Consider the following 17,739-nt stretch of genomic DNA (forward strand, 5'->3'; position numbering starts at 1 on the left):
TAATACTTGTACGTAATTTTTAATTGAAAATGGAAAAAATTCTTCGCGGAATGACTGATACAATGAATTCTGTAAAGCCACCAAGAATTACTGCATTACAAGATCTTCATGATGCGGAGACCGGGCCTTTTAGTATTTTAATTGGAACAATACTTTCAGCTAGGACTAAAGATGAGGCTACAACAAAAGCAGTAAAAGCATTATTCTTAAAATATAAAAATCCAAAAGAACTTGCAAAGGCCAAAATTAAAGATGTAGAGAAAATAATAAAATCAATTGGGTTCTATCATGTAAAATCCAAAAGAATAATCGAAGTTGCAAGTATTATTGATAAAAAATACAAAGGAAAAGTTCCAGATGATTTAGATACTTTGGTGCAATTGCCAGGGGTTGGAAGAAAAACAGCTAATTGTGTATTGGTTTATGCATTTGAAAAACCCGCAATTCCAGTAGATATCCATGTTCATAGAATATCAAATAGATTAGGATTAGTAGATACCAAAAATCCCGAGGAGACAGAACAGGAATTGATGAAAAAAATTCAGAAAAAGTATTGGATTGATATTAATGATACATTTGTAATGTATGGACAAAATATTTGCAAACCAATATCACCAATGTGTAATGTATGTAAGATTAAAAAAAGTTGTAAATATTACAAAACTAAGAACGCTTCTTAGTTAGAAATAATACTCCTACAATTATTCCAACACCTGCTGCCATGTAAAATGGAAACATAGCAAATGCGTTCTTTGCAGGATCTCCAGAAAGAAATTCTATAATCATACTTCCAGAGTTTACAGCTGGTGGATCAGTAGAGCCTTCTTTTCCATATACTGAGTATGCGTCTATTGCAAATGTACCAATATCCAAATTAGTAACTACTATTCTTGCTCCATTATTGACTGTTAGTCCTGCCCTATCAGTATAGGATATTATAGATTTTGCTTGTGGATACCAACCTCTATCAAGATCCTTATGAACTACAATGTATCCTTCTTTTGGAGTTTGAACTGCAACCCAAAACTTGTTGTCAGGTTGAGATCCCATACCAACTTCAATAAATTCATCATGAGTCTCTTGATCATATAGTCTAAGAACTGCATTTCCATTTGGATTAGCATATAGTAAATTGTTATCAATAGTTACTTGCCAGCTAACAGCATGAACATCATCAAGAAATACTACTGGAGCTTCTCGCAATATTCGATTAAATTCATTTGAAGGAATATCTATTGTATCTATAAGTAATGATGGATTTGTTAATTCCTGTGCAAATGCAGGAGTTAAAGAAAATCCTAACAACAAAATTATGAATAGATACTTCACAAGCTAGAACAGACTTGATTGAATAAAAAGCTAATCAACAAATGGTTTTGGATGATCCAAAATCACTTTAGCAACTTCTGGTCGTAGAATAAATTCAGAAGGTGCTTGCCCATTTTGAATCATTTCTCTAAGTTTAGTTCCACTGATTTGCTCTTTATCATCATCTCCATGTGGACATGCTTTTGGGGTTGTATACGTTAGACATTTCCTGCAGTAGAAAAATGGTGGGAAAAATACTGGAGAAATTTCTAATTCAGGATAATCATCAAAGATTTTTTGTGCTGCAAATGGATCATAGAATTTTCCAACACCTGCGTGATCTCGTCCAATAATGATATGTGTGCATCCATAGTTTTGTCTCATAATTGCATGATGAATTGCCTCTTTTGGACCAGCATATTTCATTTCAGTGTGTAAAGTTCCAAGCATACATCTGTTTTCTGGATAGTATGATTTTATCATGGTTTCATAGCACTTGACAATAACCTCATCAACAAAGTCACCTGACTTTTTCTTTCCAATTATTGGATTAACAAATACGCCATCACGTGTAGTAATTGATGTTTTTTGCAGCATCTCATGTGCTACATGTGGTGGATTTCTGGTTTGAAATGCACAAATAGTCTTCCAGCCTGCCTTGACAAATGCTTCTCTAGTTTGATTTGGTGTTAGTCTATTGTTTCTAATTTCACTATCATTTGGTCTCTGAATATAGTCAATCTTTCCACCCACCAATTTATCTTTCATAGACATTGTCTTTGCAACACCTGGATGAGAATTATCATTTGTTCCATATACTCCCTGAACAGTTTTTTCCTTATCAAAAGAATAGATTTCATCAACGTGTAATACTGCAACTCCAACTCCGTCTGGATTTTTTAGCAATACGTCTTTTTCTTCTTTCATTTTAGATGCAGTTTGTTCATCTACATCGAGTACTATTGGAATAGTCCATGCTAGATCATTGGCCAATCTTCCTCGCGATACAACACTTTCAAAGTCTTGCTTTCCCAAAAATCCTTCAAGAGGACTAAATATCCCATCTGCAATATTTTCAACGTCATTTGCAAGATCTTCTGTAATTGTAATTGAGAATAATCCTGTGGTATCTACTTTGGTAATTCTGTTTACTAAAATTCCACCATGTGGTTTAATGGAGTTATCTTCTGACATAATATTCCTCTATTCAGGGTCTATATGAAGGCCACACTCTTTATTTCCTCCTTGTTCCCACCACCATCTTCCTGCACGAATGTCTTCTCCAGGTTTTATTGCTCTGGTACATGGCTCACATCCAATACTAGGATAACCCTTGTCAAGTAGACTGTTGTATGGTAAGTCGTTATTTTTGATATATTCTTGAATTTGATCCCAAGTCCAGTCAATTATCGGATTAATTTTTAGAATTCCACCATGTCCATGGTCTAGTTGAAACATTGTAACATTTTCTCTATTTTTTGTCTGCTCTCGTCTTAATCCTGTAATCCAGCCATCCAAAGTCTTTAGCATTTTGTTCATTGGGTGAACTTTGCGAATATCACAGCAAAGTTTCCTGTTCTCAATACTTTCATAGAACAAATTCATTCCTTTTTCTCTAACCATTTCTTCTACTTCTTTTGTATCAGGAAATAGAACTTCGATTGAAATGTTGTATTTTTTACTTACAATATCAATAATATCATAGGTTTCCTGGGGCAGTCTTCCTGTATCTAAAGTAAAGAATCGAAATTTTGGATTAATTTTTAGCATGATATCCATTAATACGGCATCTTCAGCACCAAAGCTGGAGGCTTTTGCAACTTTTGGATGAAGATTCTCAGAAACCCACTCAAGTGCGCCTTCTGTTGTATGAATATTAGAGTTTAAAGTATCTATTTGTTCTTGTGTAAATTGCACCACATTTTTACATAAAGTATTTGTTTTATATTGATTACCCGAAATTTTATCCTAAATTATAAACAAGTAGATTTCAATTTAAAAAATATGGATGAAATATCATATGTTATAGTTTTTCCAACTATTTTTTCAAAAAATAAAATCCCATTATTAATTACAAATATTAAAAAAATTTTAAAGATAAAAAAGCAGGAATTCAAATCTGTCAAACGAGATGATGACATAATTTTAGTTGATGCAAATGATCCTGTGTTTGCATCATCTGCAATCAATCTATTATTTGGAGTTGAAAAAATAGCAATTGCAAGACAGATAAAAAATGATTTTCAAAATATTATTTCAGAAATTACATCTATTGGTGGAAATCTACTACTAAAAGGCGAAAAATTTCTGGTTAAAGTTGAAGGAACCTCTAAAGGATTTCTTACAAAGGATGTTGAAATTGCTACAACATCAAGTATTATTGAAAAGAAACAAAATCTTGGTGCACATCCTGGAACTGATGAAAATTATGACAAATTACTATATTCATATTTAACAAAAAATAATGCATACATCTGTATTTTCTCAGACAAAGGTAATGGTGGTATTCCAAATGAAATACAAAAGGAGAAAACAATTTGTGCAGTATATGACGAATTATCTGCTGTATCATGTTTTGAAACCATTAAACAAGGAAATGATGTAAAGATAATAGTTTGTTACAGACAAAAATCTGAATTGATGAATCTAGCTAAAATCATTAATCAAATTTTACCAAGGCTTGCACAAGATAATGTGGAATTAGAGTTCTTTGAATTAAAAATCAAACCAACTGGAATTAAAAACTATTTGATTTATATAAATTCAATTTTACAAATAATGCTGCAGTATACAAACACCCGCATTTCAATAGCATTATCACCCTTGATATTTTCTTCAAATTTTATTGATAATTCACTAAAACAGATATTTGAAAAAAAGAAAATTCCAATAATGCCACTTGCAGGAGTAGATTCCAGATTATTTAATGATGCAAAAGAGATTGGTCTAGAAAGGAATTTGAAAAAACTAGAAAAGATAATCCCCATTACCACAGATGAAGTTCCAATTTACGCAAAAAAAGAAGTAGAATCTTGCTTTAAAACAAAGAAAATCATTTCAATTAAAGTGGGACCTAACAATGTTCACGATATTCTAGATTCATTTGAAGAGAACCACTGAGAATTTAAACGGCATAATTGGTTTTATGTCATGCTCAAAATAGGAGAATTCATCTATCCCTGGGGAAGCGGTCATTATTCAAGAATGATGAGACTAAATCAAGTACTCGAAGATCATATAAAAGAAAAATTTGAAGTTCATTTTTCAAGTAAAGATCATGTTTATGAAAAATTATTGAAGAAATTTCCAGATCAAAAAGAGAAAATTCATGAGATTCTGATGCCAACTCCAATTGATGGAAAATTTGGTCCGAGTGTAACAATGTCTTTAATGAATCTATTATTACCAATTTCAAAAAACCCACCACTCGTAAGACAAATTGCAAATTATTTGAGAGAGGAAAGAAAACTCTACAATAAAGAAAAATTTGATTTGGTAATTAATGATGGAGATATGGGATCAAATATCTTAGCAAAAAATAGAAACATTCCAAGTTTATTTGTAACAAATCAATTTAGACCAAAACTATACAATTCAAGAGCATATCTTTATCCATCATTAATTTTTGTTGCAAAACAAATTGCAAAAGCTACAAAAATTCTAGTTGCAGATTCCCCACCACCATATACAATGTGTGAGTATAATCTAAATTTCATTAGTGAAGTCAAAGATAAAGTAATCTATGTAGGTCATTTTACTGGTAATAAAATTCTAAATGAGGAAAAAACTGATCTTGAAAAGCTAGTTGAGAATAGTGAATTTGGATATTGGATGAGAACTGGAAACAAATCTGCAAATGATGGAACTGGTCAGAGATATGAAAAAGTTTTTCAACAAAAAGAGATGAAAAATGAAAAAAGAATTATCTCACATGCAAGAAATGAATCAGATATAGATTCTGTAACAGCTAAAAATGGCAAGAAATATTCAATTATAGAAGCACTAGATAAAAAAATTGATTGGATACAAATTGATATTGGTTTTCTATCTGAGAATCAAAAAGATACAATACTGAATTTATGTAAATATGCAGTAGTTAATGGTTCACATACTGTAATGGGTGAAATAATGGGCGGAAAATCAAAACCAATTATCGGGATTCCAATTCATGATGAACATACAAACAACATTTTATGGGCACAAGAAAAGAATTTAGGAATTCTGGCTACTAAAACATCGCATGTAATTGATGCAATTTCCAAAATTAAGAATGATTATCAAGTATTTGAGGGGCATTTGAATGAATTCTCAAAAAATTTCGTTCCTAATGGAGCAGAAAACTCAGCAAGGATTGCAGCTGAAATGCTAGAAGAAAAGAGATAATAGATTATTTTAAGAATTTTGCTCATCTGGCACGCGGGATTTCGATGGGCGAACGGACCGCAAGGGATGATGAAAAAATCCGCGTGTCAGATTAATGACGATCAACATATTATGTGGGAACGCTTTTATGGAAAAAATTAAGCAAAATCAGCAGTGCCTAACTGTCCAGAATGTACATCAAGAGAGAAAAAGAAAATAGAAGCCAAGTATATTGAAGATTTTCCAGAAGAAGAAGACAGAAGTAGAGATGCATTGTTCAAATTATTTGATGAAATTGATATTCCAATGAAGATGGATGAAAAAAACAGAAGGCATTTCATTTGTAAGCGATGTGGATTATATGCAACAAGAGAAGAAATTTCAGATATCAGATTTAAGTTAAATCAAAGAGAAAGAACTCGAGATGATAAACATGATGATTATCTTGAATGGTGGTCAAAAAGTAAAAAAGAAAAAGCAGAAAGCTAGAGTGGGTTTAGTATGGTAAAAAAGAAAGAAGACGATATTCCTGATTGGGTTACAGATGAAATTCAAAATGCAAAATTTAAGAAACCTCAAGAGATGAAAAAATCAGGATATATTTTAGAATTTTATTATGAAGACAACAAAATTGATGTACAGTTGTATGATCCTGTAGAAGATGGACGACACATAGTTACTATGGATGTTTCAAAAAAAATAAAGATTGACGATTTAGTAAAAGGTGAAGTTTATGAATTCGTTTTTGATCAGCATAAAGCACCATTAAGCAAAAAAGTTTCAGATTATCTAGAAAAAGAAAAAGAAATTGATATGAAGGCAATTTATCAATTTGATTTAAAATCATTAGAATTGTTAGACGTAGGCTCTAGTGAGGCTTCAGACGATTTAGAAGAATAAACTTAATTCTTCTTTGTTGAATCCAATTGCTTTTTGAAAGATTTTCCTATTATTGGATTTATGAAAAATGGGAATGAACTTTTTAGCCATATAGCACCACGTACCACTGATGGCACAACAATTTCCAATCTTGAAGAATTTGCAGCTTTGATAATTGATTTTGCTACAGTTTTAGGATCAAGTGATGTAGGTGAATATTTTGGCATTTTTTCAAAGGATGAATGATCAAAAAAGTTAGTTCTTACCATTATTGGACTTACAACAGTAAGCCCCACCCCAGTATCTTTTAATTCATGTTTAAGACCTTCAGAAAATCCTAACATTGCAAATTTAGATGCACAATACGAAGCAATTCCAGGTAAACCAAAGCTTGCAGCAACAGAAGCAACGTTAACTATATGCCCAGATTTGTTCTTTAACATCGATGGGAGAAACTCTTTGATACAATATACCATACCAAAATAATTTGTCTCCATTTGAGATTCTATATCATGAATTGAAAGATCAGAAACAGAGCCATATATGGCAAATCCAGCATTGTTTACCAAAACATCAACAGAATCAAATTTTTCAAAGATTAATTGTGACATTTCTTTGACTTGATCTTTTTTTGAAACATCACACTGACAAACTAATGTCAATACATGAAATTTTTTTAATTCACTTGCAATTTGCTCTAGTTTATCTTTTCTTCTGGCAACTAAAATTATGTTAGCTCCCAATTTGGCAAACTCTATTGCAGATTCTTTACCAATTCCAGATGATGCACCTGTGATTAAAACGACCTTATTTTTGAAATTCATTAACCCAAAAAAAATGTTTGAAGATAAAGTGGTTTCTATGATTCAGAAGGTTTTGATATTTTACTCAAGGCTAATTTGACTAAAAGCAACCAGGTAATCACAATTGGTACATAATAAGTTGCAATTCTCCAACCAATAACTGCATCCCAAGCAACTATTCCTTCTGGTACTTCAAAAGCAAAAGGATCCAAGTTATTCAAATAGGCAACAATTCCAAATTCAGCTAAACCAGATCCACCTATAGTTATTGGCAAGTTACCAATTGCATTTGCACCCATTACTGCCATTATAGAATCAAATGCACTAATCACATAACCAGTTCCCATTGCAATAATCATAAATGAAATTCCATAAAATGACCAAGATACAACTGAAAATAAAAATGAAATTGTAAAGATTTTTTTAGATTCAGGAGTTTTTAGATTTTCTCGACTCATTGTACATACTTCATTCATCCAAAGATTTGTTTTATCAATAGCTTTTTCACCCTTGTCTTTTCCAAACCTTTTTACAAGATTTTCTAGAATTTTTGGAACTTGGAATGTATGTTTAGATGAAAGAAAGAACATGACCATCCATAAAGATGTAATAATAATACTAGTAGCTAAAATTACAGCTCCTACAACATATGCACCATTAAGTAATGCAATAATTCCTGCCATTATAGATAACAAACCGGCTGCAAAAACTTCAGTTACAATATCCATAATTGCAATCCATGCTGATTTTGCAGGATTAACTCCTTTCTTATGCAAATAATAGATTACAACAAATTCTGCTCCAACAAACATAGGGGTTGTAAATTTGATAAATTCACTTCCTACTCTAACACCCACTAATTTTAAAAATGAATCAAAATTTCCAAGATATTTCCTTGTGATATATGCAAATTTGATTCCCTGTAATCCTAATTTGATCAACATAGCTATTACTGCACCAACAAACGGAAAGATCCCAATTGCCAGAACATCATCTATTTGAATATCAAATTGAATGGCAATAATGAAAATAGGAATTAAGGTAACAGGAATGGCAACTATTCTCCAGTTCATTTGATAATTTTTTTGAGGGATCAAATATGAAAGTTGAGTAAATTCCTAGTCATCAAATAATACACACCTAAAATTAGGCATAAAAAATTGATTTAATTGATGTTTTTTTGTTGATTTTCGAGTTCTTGCTTTAGATCTTCAAACAATGAATCCAACATGTCAAAATCAGATAGTTTTCTTTCTTGGAGGAGTTTAATCACTAAATCTTTAAGATAATTTTCTTTTTTAGAAATACTATCAATCATAAACCAAATTAAATAGAATGAGATAAAGAGAAAGTGGAATTTTGTTAAAAAATTAAATGCCAATTTGGAATTTATTATAAAAATAGATCATCAAGTTAGTTTGAAATATAAGCAAATAAAGAACCAGACAGGTTTGAAAACTATTTTTGTTTCTGGTACTGCTGGTTCTGGAAAATCATTGCTTACATCAAAATTATTGGATTATTATACAAAAAATGGTGCTTTTGCTGCCGTCTTGAATTTGGATCCAGGAGTAGAAAGTATGCCCTATACCTGTGATGTCGATGTTAGAGATTATGTGGACATTGTATCAATAATGAATCAATATGAACTTGGCCCAAACGGTGCAATGATTATGGCAAGTGATTTGATTGCATCTAAAATTGACGATATTCAAAATGAAGTAAATAGAATAAATCCAGATTATCTAATTGTTGATACTCCTGGTCAAATAGAACTATTTGCATATCGTTCTAGCGGTCGTTTTCTTGTAGATAATATTTCATCAGATGAAAAAACAAATATTTTTCTTTTTGATGGAGCTTTGATCACTACTCCTGTTAATTTTGTGTCAATTGCACTTCTTGCAACATCAATAAGATTACGTTTGAATTTACCTACAATTAATGTAGTAACAAAAACAGATCTTATTGAAGATAGATTAAAACAAATTCTACAATGGTCTACAAATTTGAATACTTTAGAGAATGCAATTTCTAAAGAGGCAGATGGTGATACCTACACATTAACAACGAGTATTTTACGAGGATTAAATTTAGGAGGATTTGCACAGGGTTTAATCCCAATTTCTAATGTAACAGGAGATGGTTTAGTAAATCTTGAAGGTGCTTTGAGCAGAATTCTTAATTTGGGCGAGGAAGTAGAAGATTAATGAAATCAATATCAGTAAAAGCACCATCATCTACTGCCAATTTAGGACCAGGTTTTGATGTATTTGGATTAGCAATTGATGCATTTTATGATGAAATTACATTAACCAAAACTAAAAGTGGGATTACAATAACTACTGAAGATAATATTCCAACAAGCCCTGAAAACAATACTGCAGGATTAGTAGTAAAAAATATGAAAAAAAAATTTAGAATTAAAAGCGGTATTGAAATTAAAATTAAAAAAGGAATTCCTGCAGGGTTTGGAATGGGCAGTAGTGCTGCATCAGCGGCTGCAACTGCAATAGCATTTGACAAATTATTTGGACTAAAACTTGATGGGAACACTTTGGTGGAATATGCAGGTTCTGGTGAAAAAGCTAGTGCTGGAACAATTCACTATGATAATGTAGCCGCATCAGTTTTAGGTGGATTTGTTATAGTTAAGACCAATCCTTTAGATGTAATTCGAATAGATCCGCCAATTAATCTTCGAATGTGTGTTGCAGTTCCAAAACTTGTTGTACCAAAAAAGAAAACCAAGGTGTCAAGAGGAGTAATTCCAAATAAAGTGAAATTAACTGACAGTATTTTGAATTTATCAAATGCATCTGCAATTGTTGCAGGATTTATGAAAAAAGATCCAAAGATGATTGGTAATTCAGTCAAGGATGTAATAGTTGAACCAGCTAGACAGCATATGATCCCAGGTTATGCTAAAGTAAAGCAAAATGCACTAAAGGCAGGTGCATTTGGTGTCACAATTAGTGGCGCAGGACCATCAATTATTGCATTTTCAGAAAAATCTGCTAATTTGAAAAAAATTAGTTTGGCAATGTCTAAAGGATTTACTTCTGCCAATACTGAATGTCAAACAATTATCTGTAAACCAAGTAAAGGTGCATCTATTAAGAAAAAGTGATTATTGAAATAATATGAAAAAAGCAGTAATAGTATTTAGCGGAGGAGTAGATTCTGTTTGTTCAGTTTCATTTTTAAAGTCAAAATATGAATTATATGGAATTACATTTTCATATGGACAAAAGGCAAGTAACGAAATTTCTGCTGCAAAAACGTTTGCAAAAAAACTAGGATTAAAGCAGCATAAAATAATTGATATTGGATTTATGAAAGACTTGTATGGGAATTCTAATGTATTAACTAGCTCAAAAAAGAAAATTCCAAGTAAATTTGAGTATTCAATAGTAGTTCCAATTAGAAATGCAGTATTTCTATCGATTGCGTCTGCTTGGGCTTTTACCTTAAATGCACAACTAGTTGCATATGGCGCACATACAGGTGATCAACATTATCCTGATTGTAGACCAAATTTTGCAAAAAAACTAGAAGCAGCATTTAATGAAGGTGAAACAGATGGAATTAAATCGAAAATTCGAAAGAATATAGAAATTTGGTCTCCTTATCGAAAAGGATTATCAAAAAGTGATTTATTAAAATCTGGAATGAAAGTTTTGGGAGATTCTATTTTTAAAACTTGGAGTTGTTATGCAAATAAAAAATTTCATTGCGGGATTTGTGAATCTTGCAATAATAGAAAAATTGCATTTAAAAAAGCAGGTATTAATGATAAAACAAGATATCTAAAATAATTCTAGTATCTATTTTCAAGAATTTTCTTTTTTAGAATAAAACCTCTTATTCCAATATACCAAGCTAAGAAAATCAATCCAGCGATTCCCAAGAACATATAGTTTTGTGTTTGTGGATCAAGTCCTTCAAAGGAATCAGTAATTTTACTTGATGCTACCAAAGATATTGCCAAAACAATAATGCATTCAATTGCATACCATGTCCAACTAGGCCAAGATTCTTTTGGAATATGGATATATGGATTTACTCCCATGATGGTAATGAAATATGTTGATTATTTAATTTTTCACTATACCTTAGAAAGAAGAGTCTGAGGCACGTTTTCTAATGAGTGTCATTATTCCAGCTTTTTCTTCTTTCTTCTCATAAATTCCTCTAAATGCTGACGAAGAAAGTGTTGCGTCATTTCTAACACCACGCATTTTCATACATAGATGTTCTGCATCAGCTAAAACAACTACGCCTTTAACACCTTGAGCGAACAATTCATCTGCAATATTCTTTGTTAATCGTTCCTGAATTTGTAATCTCTTTGAGTATTTTTCAACCAATCTAACAAGTTTTGAAATTCCAAATACTCTTCCATTTGGAGAATAAGCAATGTGAATTTTTCCGAAAAATGGCAACATGTGGTGTTCGCACATCGAATAAAATTGAATATCACGAGCAATTACAACATCAGAATCTTCTGAAAATTGTACGGATAATTCTGAATCAGAGTCATATCCTTCAAAGATTTCTTTGTACATATTTGCAATTCTGTCGGGAGTTTCTCGTAGGCCCTCACGTGTAGGATCTTCACCAATTTCAATAATTAGTTCTCTAACTAGTTTTTCTACACGTTCTTTGTCCATGTTATTCTCACAGAATTTTTCTAGTATTTGAACCTAATTAGATTTTTAGTCAGGTGCTAACGCTATGGAGCTCCAATAAATTTGTGTAATTGAGGAACAACCTTTACTTCAATATAATGTGGATATACAATATCATACAAATTCAATAGTAGTTCCAATGATGGCTCAGAAACACCATATGTTGGTTGAATGATAAATCCATCTATATCATCTTTAGAAACAATTTTAAAAATTTCATTGGTTAATTCTTTAAATTCCTCTAGCTTTGTCTTAGAGCTAACAACAATTTTGATATATGTTGTTTTTTTTGCTTGTATTGATGATTTTAGACATTTCATTGTATGTCCAATTAATTTTTCATAGTGTTGAGAATCTACAAAATCAGAATCTTTTGTTTTAAATTCAATTTTAACAATATCAATAAACGGTAACACATGATTGAATCTATCAATATCAAAACATGAAGATTCAAGATATGTAGGAATTTTTTTATCTTGGATATGTTTTGCAAGTAAAGCTACGGCCTGATGTTGAATTAGTGGATCACCTCCAGTGAAATTTACTTTGTAAGTTTGGTTTTTAAGATTCGTATCAATTAGTTGATTTGCTTCTTCGATTGAATATTCCGTTCCAGAGTCAAGTGGAAGAGATTCTTTAGTGTCACAATAAAAACAGGTAAAAGGACATCCTGCAAGTCTAACAAACAGAGTCTTTGTCCCATAAAGAATTCCTTCTCCTTCAACTGATGTAAATATTTCAAATAATCTTACTTTCAAGTAATAACCGTAATTTTTTTCATTATTTATTCAATGATGTTCTAATGCATGACTGGTTCTTTTCTATAAAACAATCCAGAGATGAAAAATATTACTCCTAAAATTCCAATAGTACTTCCAACAAGTTCTACTTGATTTTGATATGTTACTTCTGATGGAGCCCATAGCCAAGCCATCAAAGCACCAACAATAATCATAGGAATGCCTACTCCAACAACTATTGCTTTAGAAGCCATGCACAATGCTGATTAGAAAATGTATATGAAGTTTATGATGAGTATTAGCGCGAATTTTTAATTTCTTGTAATTGTTTTGCCAAATCTCTCAAAAGTTCATTGGCTGTATCAAATTCTCCATCATACAAATGACGTTTAATACTTTGAAGCGTATCTCTGGCATGTATCAAATCATTTTCATCTACTCCATCCATTTGAGATAATCGAGATATGGTTTTTTCAACTTGTAATACTCTGGATTCAAGTCTATCATTTTTTGTTAATTCAAACTGTTTCTTTATTGACAAGATTTCTCTAATTTCTTTGATGATATCATTTGGATTATCTGCTGAAGAGAGTTTTTCTCTGGCATTTTCTAATTTTTTGATTATTTCATCAGATAAGCCCTGTTTTTTGGCATTTTCAATTAATCTATCTAATTGCTCTAGATATTTTTGGGCATACTCTTTAGCACGCTGAGATTCTTTTTTTGATGCCTCATCTCTAATTTCTTTATTGACTTCTACAATGATTTCTTTAATTTTCTGAAGTGTTTCTAACGCTAAAGCAAATTGATTATTGTTGATTTGTTGTTTAGATAATCTAAATAAATTATCAAGTTCAGAGAAATCAATTGGGGCATCGTATTTTTTAGCAATCGTTTTTAGACTATTTACATAAATTTGTAATCTTTGAAGATCATTTGATGGATCTTTAACAGTTGATCTTACAGAATCAGATGTTGTTTTTGCTGCAACTTCTGGTGTTGATTCTTTAGTCACATCTGATGATGACACTCTAGAAATTTGAGTAAAAATCTTCATTGCAGTAAGAAAATGTTTTTTTGCAGCATCAGCATCATTATTTCTAATTGCCTTTTCAAGTGAATTGACATTTTGAACTCCTTCTTCAAATAATCTTTTTATTTTATCTGGAGATTCAGAAGAAATTTGATTTTGAACTTGGTTTTGTGCACGCTTTGCGAGTTTAAGGAGGATTTTTGAATCATCCTGAGCATAAACATTACTTATTGGTCCACCAAAAACCATACTAACAACTAAAATTAATAATGCAAAAGTAACTATGTTTTTCATTCTTCTTCCTCCAATTCTGTTTTTAGTTTAACTAGGTTTTGTAAGTCTTTTTTAGAAATTTCAATCACTCCTTGTCTTTCTAGTCGTTTAACTGCTCTCCACATAGTAGTTCTTGGTTGAAGGAATTTTTTTCTTAAATCACTTTCTAAAACCTGACCACCATTTTGAGAAATGAATTTAATAATTTCTTTATCATCCTCACGCATTTCAGGTCTTAGATTGAAAATTGTTTCAGGATCATTAGAATTAGATTTTATTTTAGATTCAGTGATTTCGTTTTGAATAGCTGAAGATGATTTTGCTTTTCTTTTAACCATAAAAATTGCTCCAACTACAGCTGCAGTAATGGATACACCAATAACTGAAAGTGTAAAAATATCAGCAGTAGACTCTTCAGTATTTGTTACTGGTGGGTTTGTTACTGGTGGGTTTGTTACTGGTGGGTTTGTTACTGGTGGGTTTGAGGTACCAAGAATATAATTAATTTCCGATAATCCAGTACTTAGTTCTAACTGAGTTTGATCATTTACAATAACCATATTTGATGGCAATGCATTCATACCAACAATTATTGAGTTTGCTGGCATTAATAATGAATAATCAGTTGGTGAATTAAGGGAAAAAGTCCAAACTCTTCCTTCTTTGGAAATTAAGTCATGAATGTCATAATCAATTGTAATAGAAGATGTTCCAAAAGTATCGATTGTTACTTTATTATCAATTATTTCACTAGATAATAAAAAACCATTTTCGCCAACTGCTACAAAATTATCAATGGAGGGACCAAATAGATTAACCTCAAAATCTGGATCTAAAGGATCCACCTCTAATTGTGATGATATATGCGCAGAACCATCTGAATAAACTGTAATATCTAAAATTCGAGTAGAGCTGAATGAGGTCTGAATAGGCATCGCTAATGCGACAACGATTAAGCTAGCAATTATCAAAGGTGCTTTAACCATTGTTTCGAGGATACCCTCAGTCCTTACAAAAAGCATTCCATCTTCTCTAAGAAACTCTTTTCTATGAATTGGTACGATTTCGGGATTCATTGGATCAATACCTTAGATTCATGCTTTCTACTAATCCCTGAAACCTCTTAAATTCCTGGAAAAATTGAAGTCCTTTTTCGGTAATCAAAAAGACTCTATTCCTATCATTTTTGACGGATTCGACTAAGCCTGCTTCTACCAGTTTCTCACATTTGTCTAGTACTGCGTAGTGAGATAGGTTGGCTTTGCGAGATATTGCAGATACAATGATTCCATTACGACCCCCATCGGCGGTAACGTCTAAGATATCACCCATTATGCCCATTTCGGACCTGTATTGTTGTTTTGACATGCTCTAGTATAGAACTAATTAGTTTATGAGGAACATTTTGAAACTTCGTAGCGGAACACAAAGCGGAACACCCATTTCAGTAAAAAAAACTGTGATTTTTTGTGAAAATGGATGGGGGAGAAAAATTCTTGGGAAAATTATGCCTAGAAAATTAGTTGAAAAAAAGATGATTTTCTTAAAAAAAATGATTTTTTCGTATTTTTGTAAAATTAGGAAAATTTTGCCAGATTTTCAAGTGTTTTGCTGAAATTTAGTATATAAGGAACAGGATGTTTCGTAGCCATCCCTAATCTATAATATTCACAATCTATTCTCATAATGAAATCACAAAAAAGATCCAAAGTAATTCTAATCCTTTTGATGCTTTTTAGTTCAACATTATCTGTTAACTACTCGTTTGCAGAATCTGAAGAAAATCAGGAAGAAAAAAGCAAGTTAGAAAATTCAGAAAATATAAGAAAAGATAGACTTTGGACAATTTTAACTGAAAAAGTAGTAAATGGGAAGTTAGAAGTTCAACAGTATGCTTTACCATCTAACATTTCTGAGGAGGATATGCATAGGGAATTATCTTTAGATGGACAAACAACAGGTTGGGCTTATGTAAATTATAAGGCATATCACTCAGGAATCATCCTTTTTGATGGAAAAGCTTCGAAAGTTGGAGAAAATCTGTGGAAAATTTCCTCAAATGATATATTAAATTTTAGAGAAAGTCAATTCAACTTTGAATCAAATGGAGAATCCAATAAAGTAATACAAGAATCGGCCTTTGATGAGGAACTTAATTTCAGAATCATATTTACCGGAAAATTAGCAGAGACGAACCAAGATGTATTATCCCTATATTTTACAATTTTAGGATTAAAAAATACAACTACAGTTCAAAATTTGAATTTTTTACCTATTGGAATTATGAGTGATTTTTCAGAAAAAGTAGTTCATTCTAACCAAGGATTTGGAAATTCAGTTTTTGCAAATAATCATCATTATTTTCTTTAATTGAATAAAAATCATTCATAAGGTCAGCTTTGAGATTCATAATAACTTTTTATTCCCATTTTAAAAAGAAAATCATAAAATGTTTGATAAATTCAAAAATGATGAAGGAGGAGAAATGGTAAAAGAAAATACGGAATCAGATGAATCTGTAGAATCAAAGTCAACAGTCGAATCTACAAGTGAGATTGGAATTGGGGAGTTGATGGGAAAACGTGCAAAATTAGAGGAAGCAATAGATTATGTTGGTTTAATGATTAAAAATCTTAAAGATAAAAGAACCTCACTTGAAAAAGACATTGAAGAGGAATCTGTAGATATTAAGAATCTTAAAGAAAAACTACAAAAAGTTAGTGAGTATATCGATGAGGAAAATAGAGGAATTAAGGAACTTGCAAGTAAAAGACAACAAGTAGAACATGAGGCAGACGAGGTCGGGTCAATCATCAATTCGTTGAGAGAAAAACTATCAAATGTAGATAGAGTAATTGATGATGAAGGTACTAGAGTTAAAAGAATTAAAGAATCCCGAGAATCAGTATCTGATTAATTTTACAATTAATAGAATTTTGAACTTGTTGTAGTTGCTTCTTGAGTACCAGTAGGAACTGAAGGGAACATCTGACCTGTAGTACTTTCTGCAACAGCAGCAGCTTCTTTTAGGATGCTCTCAGACTCTGCACTAGTAGTTGCATCTATTCCAAATGCTGAATCTCCTGAGAAACTATCTGTCATAAATCCTCCAAGCATTTCTGCCATTTGACCAATTTCTTGTTCAGCACCGGGCATGATTTTTCCAAGTGATGATTTTAGATTTTTCATCAGACCCATAGTTGGCATTATTGCAACTACTGTATCTCCGAGATCACTACATGTAGTTAGCCGTAATTCAATTTGCTCTAATGCTATTCTAGCACCACTCAAAATTTTAGTAACTTTTCTTACTTCAGCCAGTTCATTTCCTAGAACTTTGGTTGTTTGGGTATCATGTTTTTGTGTTGCATCTACAATTCTTTGAAATAGTTTTGCATCACGTTCTTGTAAATTTTTTAACATTGTATCTAATTTTTTAATTTGAATTTGAATTTTTTTTATTCCATCTTGAACTCTTGGTTTTAATGCACCCTTAGGCTTGATCGTCTCATTAATTTTTTCAGATATAGTAGGCTTTGGTTGCTTTGACCAATCTTTAGATAAATTAGGCATTGAGTCTGATTTTAGAATATGTACTTAATCTCAGGTGTAAATAATGGTTAACAGTACATTAAATTTTACTAACTAAA

24 protein-coding genes are annotated in these 17,739 nt (G+C 31.6%); 10 read left to right on the forward strand and 14 right to left on the reverse strand.

The genetic code is table 11. The features are described 5' to 3' along the window. The first annotated feature begins 29 nt into the window (after positions 1-29). Positions 30-680, forward strand: coding sequence for an endonuclease III domain-containing protein (locus NADRNF5_RS00080; RefSeq protein WP_048114388.1), 651 nt, complete (start codon positions 30-32; stop codon positions 678-680). Here NADRNF5_RS00080 and NADRNF5_RS00085 read toward each other — a convergent pair. From NADRNF5_RS00085 to NADRNF5_RS00095, 3 genes are read right to left on the reverse strand one after another with little or no spacing between them, the layout of a single operon-like run. After that, positions 664-1,329 (reverse strand): hypothetical protein, encoded by a 666-nt coding sequence (locus tag NADRNF5_RS00085; protein WP_048114390.1) that lies wholly within the window; start codon positions 1,327-1,329, stop codon positions 664-666. The genes NADRNF5_RS00080 and NADRNF5_RS00085 overlap by 17 nt on opposite strands. A gap of 30 nt (positions 1,330-1,359) precedes the next feature. Beyond that, positions 1,360-2,502: a sulfate adenylyltransferase gene (gene sat / locus NADRNF5_RS00090; protein WP_048114392.1), complete on the reverse strand. Its 1,143-nt coding sequence runs from the start codon at positions 2,500-2,502 to the stop codon at positions 1,360-1,362. 9 nt (positions 2,503-2,511) lie between these two features. Continuing rightward, a complete protein-coding gene (locus NADRNF5_RS00095) occupies positions 2,512-3,228 on the reverse strand; it encodes a phosphoadenylyl-sulfate reductase (RefSeq protein ID WP_048114394.1) in 717 nt (238 codons plus the stop codon). Between the two features lie 84 nt (positions 3,229-3,312). Between NADRNF5_RS00095 and NADRNF5_RS00100 the strand changes: the two genes are divergently transcribed. From NADRNF5_RS00100 to NADRNF5_RS00115, 4 genes are all read left to right on the forward strand, one after another. Then, positions 3,313-4,428, forward strand: a complete 1,116-nt coding sequence (locus tag NADRNF5_RS00100) for a THUMP domain-containing protein (protein WP_048114396.1) — start codon at positions 3,313-3,315, stop codon at positions 4,426-4,428. 30 nt (positions 4,429-4,458) lie between these two features. Next, positions 4,459-5,691, forward strand: coding sequence for a glycosyl transferase (locus NADRNF5_RS00105; protein WP_048114402.1), 1,233 nt, complete (start codon positions 4,459-4,461; stop codon positions 5,689-5,691). A gap of 153 nt (positions 5,692-5,844) precedes the next feature. Then, a complete protein-coding gene (locus tag NADRNF5_RS00110; protein ID WP_048114405.1) occupies positions 5,845-6,159 on the forward strand; it encodes a hypothetical protein in 315 nt (104 codons plus the stop codon). A gap of 12 nt (positions 6,160-6,171) precedes the next feature. Continuing rightward, positions 6,172-6,570 (forward strand): hypothetical protein, encoded by a 399-nt coding sequence (locus tag NADRNF5_RS00115; RefSeq protein WP_048114406.1) that lies wholly within the window; start codon positions 6,172-6,174, stop codon positions 6,568-6,570. A 2-nt stretch (positions 6,571-6,572) separates the two neighbouring features. Here the strand turns inward: NADRNF5_RS00115 and NADRNF5_RS00120 are convergent, their stop codons facing one another. The 3 genes from NADRNF5_RS00120 to NADRNF5_RS11190 all read right to left on the reverse strand — a co-directional run bounded on the left by NADRNF5_RS00120 (position 6,573) and on the right by NADRNF5_RS11190 (position 8,670). Next, complete coding sequence (locus tag NADRNF5_RS00120; protein WP_048114407.1) at positions 6,573-7,373, reverse strand: SDR family NAD(P)-dependent oxidoreductase; 801 nt, start codon at positions 7,371-7,373, stop codon at positions 6,573-6,575. Positions 7,374-7,408: 35 nt separating this feature from the next. Continuing rightward, complete coding sequence (locus tag NADRNF5_RS00125) at positions 7,409-8,425, reverse strand: lysylphosphatidylglycerol synthase transmembrane domain-containing protein (protein WP_048114409.1); 1,017 nt, start codon at positions 8,423-8,425, stop codon at positions 7,409-7,411. Positions 8,426-8,517: 92 nt separating this feature from the next. Beyond that, complete coding sequence (locus tag NADRNF5_RS11190; protein ID WP_192828328.1) at positions 8,518-8,670, reverse strand: hypothetical protein; 153 nt, start codon at positions 8,668-8,670, stop codon at positions 8,518-8,520. Positions 8,671-8,803: 133 nt separating this feature from the next. Here NADRNF5_RS11190 and NADRNF5_RS00135 point away from each other — a divergent pair, with 133 nt between their 5' ends. From NADRNF5_RS00135 to NADRNF5_RS00145, 3 genes are read left to right on the forward strand one after another with little or no spacing between them, the layout of a single operon-like run. Continuing rightward, complete coding sequence (locus NADRNF5_RS00135; protein ID WP_048118605.1) at positions 8,804-9,562, forward strand: ATP/GTP-binding protein; 759 nt, start codon at positions 8,804-8,806, stop codon at positions 9,560-9,562. Beyond that, complete coding sequence (locus NADRNF5_RS00140; RefSeq protein WP_048114413.1) at positions 9,562-10,482, forward strand: homoserine kinase; 921 nt, start codon at positions 9,562-9,564, stop codon at positions 10,480-10,482. Before NADRNF5_RS00135 ends, NADRNF5_RS00140 begins: the two co-directional genes overlap by 1 nt. A gap of 13 nt (positions 10,483-10,495) precedes the next feature. Further along, positions 10,496-11,170, forward strand: coding sequence for a 7-cyano-7-deazaguanine synthase (locus NADRNF5_RS00145; RefSeq protein ID WP_048114415.1), 675 nt, complete (start codon positions 10,496-10,498; stop codon positions 11,168-11,170). Between the two features lie 2 nt (positions 11,171-11,172). On the opposite strand, the gene NADRNF5_RS00150 is transcribed toward NADRNF5_RS00145, so the two are convergent. The 7 genes from NADRNF5_RS00150 to NADRNF5_RS00180 form a co-directional block, all read right to left on the reverse strand. Next, positions 11,173-11,424, reverse strand: a complete 252-nt coding sequence (locus NADRNF5_RS00150) for a hypothetical protein (RefSeq protein WP_048114417.1) — start codon at positions 11,422-11,424, stop codon at positions 11,173-11,175. A gap of 43 nt (positions 11,425-11,467) precedes the next feature. Continuing rightward, positions 11,468-12,025 carry a GTP cyclohydrolase I FolE gene (gene folE, locus NADRNF5_RS00155; RefSeq protein ID WP_048114419.1) on the reverse strand — a complete coding sequence of 186 codons (558 nt, stop codon included), beginning with the start codon at positions 12,023-12,025 and terminating at the stop codon, positions 11,468-11,470. A gap of 62 nt (positions 12,026-12,087) precedes the next feature. Continuing rightward, positions 12,088-12,801, reverse strand: coding sequence for a 7-carboxy-7-deazaguanine synthase QueE (locus NADRNF5_RS00160; RefSeq protein WP_048114421.1), 714 nt, complete (start codon positions 12,799-12,801; stop codon positions 12,088-12,090). Positions 12,802-12,842: 41 nt separating this feature from the next. After that, a complete protein-coding gene (locus NADRNF5_RS00165; RefSeq protein ID WP_048114424.1) occupies positions 12,843-13,037 on the reverse strand; it encodes a hypothetical protein in 195 nt (64 codons plus the stop codon). A gap of 44 nt (positions 13,038-13,081) precedes the next feature. Continuing rightward, entirely contained in the window at positions 13,082-14,110 is a 1,029-nt protein-coding gene (locus NADRNF5_RS00170; RefSeq protein WP_048114426.1) for a hypothetical protein, read from the reverse strand. Further along, positions 14,107-15,165, reverse strand: coding sequence for a helix-turn-helix transcriptional regulator (locus NADRNF5_RS00175; RefSeq protein ID WP_048114428.1), 1,059 nt, complete (start codon positions 15,163-15,165; stop codon positions 14,107-14,109). The genes NADRNF5_RS00170 and NADRNF5_RS00175 overlap by 4 nt, the downstream gene beginning before the upstream one ends. 4 nt (positions 15,166-15,169) lie before the next feature. Continuing rightward, positions 15,170-15,457: a winged helix-turn-helix domain-containing protein gene (locus tag NADRNF5_RS00180; RefSeq protein ID WP_179371730.1), complete on the reverse strand. Its 288-nt coding sequence runs from the start codon at positions 15,455-15,457 to the stop codon at positions 15,170-15,172. Between the two features lie 318 nt (positions 15,458-15,775). Between NADRNF5_RS00180 and NADRNF5_RS00190 the strand changes: the two genes are divergently transcribed. Both NADRNF5_RS00190 and NADRNF5_RS00195 read left to right on the forward strand, forming a co-directional pair. Continuing rightward, positions 15,776-16,459, forward strand: a complete 684-nt coding sequence (locus NADRNF5_RS00190; protein ID WP_052661848.1) for a hypothetical protein — start codon at positions 15,776-15,778, stop codon at positions 16,457-16,459. 79 nt (positions 16,460-16,538) lie between these two features. Beyond that, entirely contained in the window at positions 16,539-17,006 is a 468-nt protein-coding gene (locus NADRNF5_RS00195) for a hypothetical protein (protein ID WP_048114439.1), read from the forward strand. Positions 17,007-17,014: 8 nt separating this feature from the next. On the opposite strand, the gene NADRNF5_RS00200 is transcribed toward NADRNF5_RS00195, so the two are convergent. Beyond that, positions 17,015-17,662, reverse strand: coding sequence for a Snf7 family protein (locus NADRNF5_RS00200; protein ID WP_048114441.1), 648 nt, complete (start codon positions 17,660-17,662; stop codon positions 17,015-17,017). Positions 17,663-17,739: the final 77 nt, after the last annotated feature.

The sequence above is a fragment of the Nitrosopumilus adriaticus genome (assembly GCF_000956175.1).
GTDB lineage: Archaea > Thermoproteota > Nitrososphaeria > Nitrososphaerales > Nitrosopumilaceae > Nitrosopumilus > Nitrosopumilus adriaticus.

What these genes read in the sequence shown, in the direction of transcription:
- NADRNF5_RS00080 (WP_048114388.1), top strand. Translation starts at nt 30, where the DNA reads ATGGAAAAAATTCTTCGCGGAATGACTGATACAATGAATTCTGTAAAG.
- sat (WP_048114392.1), bottom strand. Translation starts at nt 2,502, where the DNA reads ATGTCAGAAGATAACTCCATTAAACCACATGGTGGAATTTTAGTAAAC.
- NADRNF5_RS00100 (WP_048114396.1), top strand. Translation starts at nt 3,313, where the DNA reads ATGGATGAAATATCATATGTTATAGTTTTTCCAACTATTTTTTCAAAA.
- NADRNF5_RS00105 (WP_048114402.1), top strand. Translation starts at nt 4,459, where the DNA reads ATGCTCAAAATAGGAGAATTCATCTATCCCTGGGGAAGCGGTCATTAT.
- NADRNF5_RS00115 (WP_048114406.1), top strand. Translation starts at nt 6,172, where the DNA reads ATGGTAAAAAAGAAAGAAGACGATATTCCTGATTGGGTTACAGATGAA.
- NADRNF5_RS00120 (WP_048114407.1), bottom strand. Translation starts at nt 7,373, where the DNA reads ATGAATTTCAAAAATAAGGTCGTTTTAATCACAGGTGCATCATCTGGA.
- NADRNF5_RS00125 (WP_048114409.1), bottom strand. Translation starts at nt 8,425, where the DNA reads ATGAACTGGAGAATAGTTGCCATTCCTGTTACCTTAATTCCTATTTTC.
- NADRNF5_RS11190 (WP_192828328.1), bottom strand. Translation starts at nt 8,670, where the DNA reads ATGATTGATAGTATTTCTAAAAAAGAAAATTATCTTAAAGATTTAGTG.
- NADRNF5_RS00140 (WP_048114413.1), top strand. Translation starts at nt 9,562, where the DNA reads ATGAAATCAATATCAGTAAAAGCACCATCATCTACTGCCAATTTAGGA.
- NADRNF5_RS00145 (WP_048114415.1), top strand. Translation starts at nt 10,496, where the DNA reads ATGAAAAAAGCAGTAATAGTATTTAGCGGAGGAGTAGATTCTGTTTGT.
- NADRNF5_RS00150 (WP_048114417.1), bottom strand. Translation starts at nt 11,424, where the DNA reads ATGGGAGTAAATCCATATATCCATATTCCAAAAGAATCTTGGCCTAGT.
- folE (WP_048114419.1), bottom strand. Translation starts at nt 12,025, where the DNA reads ATGGACAAAGAACGTGTAGAAAAACTAGTTAGAGAACTAATTATTGAA.
- NADRNF5_RS00165 (WP_048114424.1), bottom strand. Translation starts at nt 13,037, where the DNA reads ATGGCTTCTAAAGCAATAGTTGTTGGAGTAGGCATTCCTATGATTATT.
- NADRNF5_RS00170 (WP_048114426.1), bottom strand. Translation starts at nt 14,110, where the DNA reads ATGAAAAACATAGTTACTTTTGCATTATTAATTTTAGTTGTTAGTATG.
- NADRNF5_RS00175 (WP_048114428.1), bottom strand. Translation starts at nt 15,165, where the DNA reads ATGAATCCCGAAATCGTACCAATTCATAGAAAAGAGTTTCTTAGAGAA.
- NADRNF5_RS00180 (WP_179371730.1), bottom strand. Translation starts at nt 15,457, where the DNA reads ATGTCAAAACAACAATACAGGTCCGAAATGGGCATAATGGGTGATATC.
- NADRNF5_RS00190 (WP_052661848.1), top strand. Translation starts at nt 15,776, where the DNA reads ATGAAATCACAAAAAAGATCCAAAGTAATTCTAATCCTTTTGATGCTT.
- NADRNF5_RS00195 (WP_048114439.1), top strand. Translation starts at nt 16,539, where the DNA reads ATGTTTGATAAATTCAAAAATGATGAAGGAGGAGAAATGGTAAAAGAA.
- NADRNF5_RS00200 (WP_048114441.1), bottom strand. Translation starts at nt 17,662, where the DNA reads ATGCCTAATTTATCTAAAGATTGGTCAAAGCAACCAAAGCCTACTATA.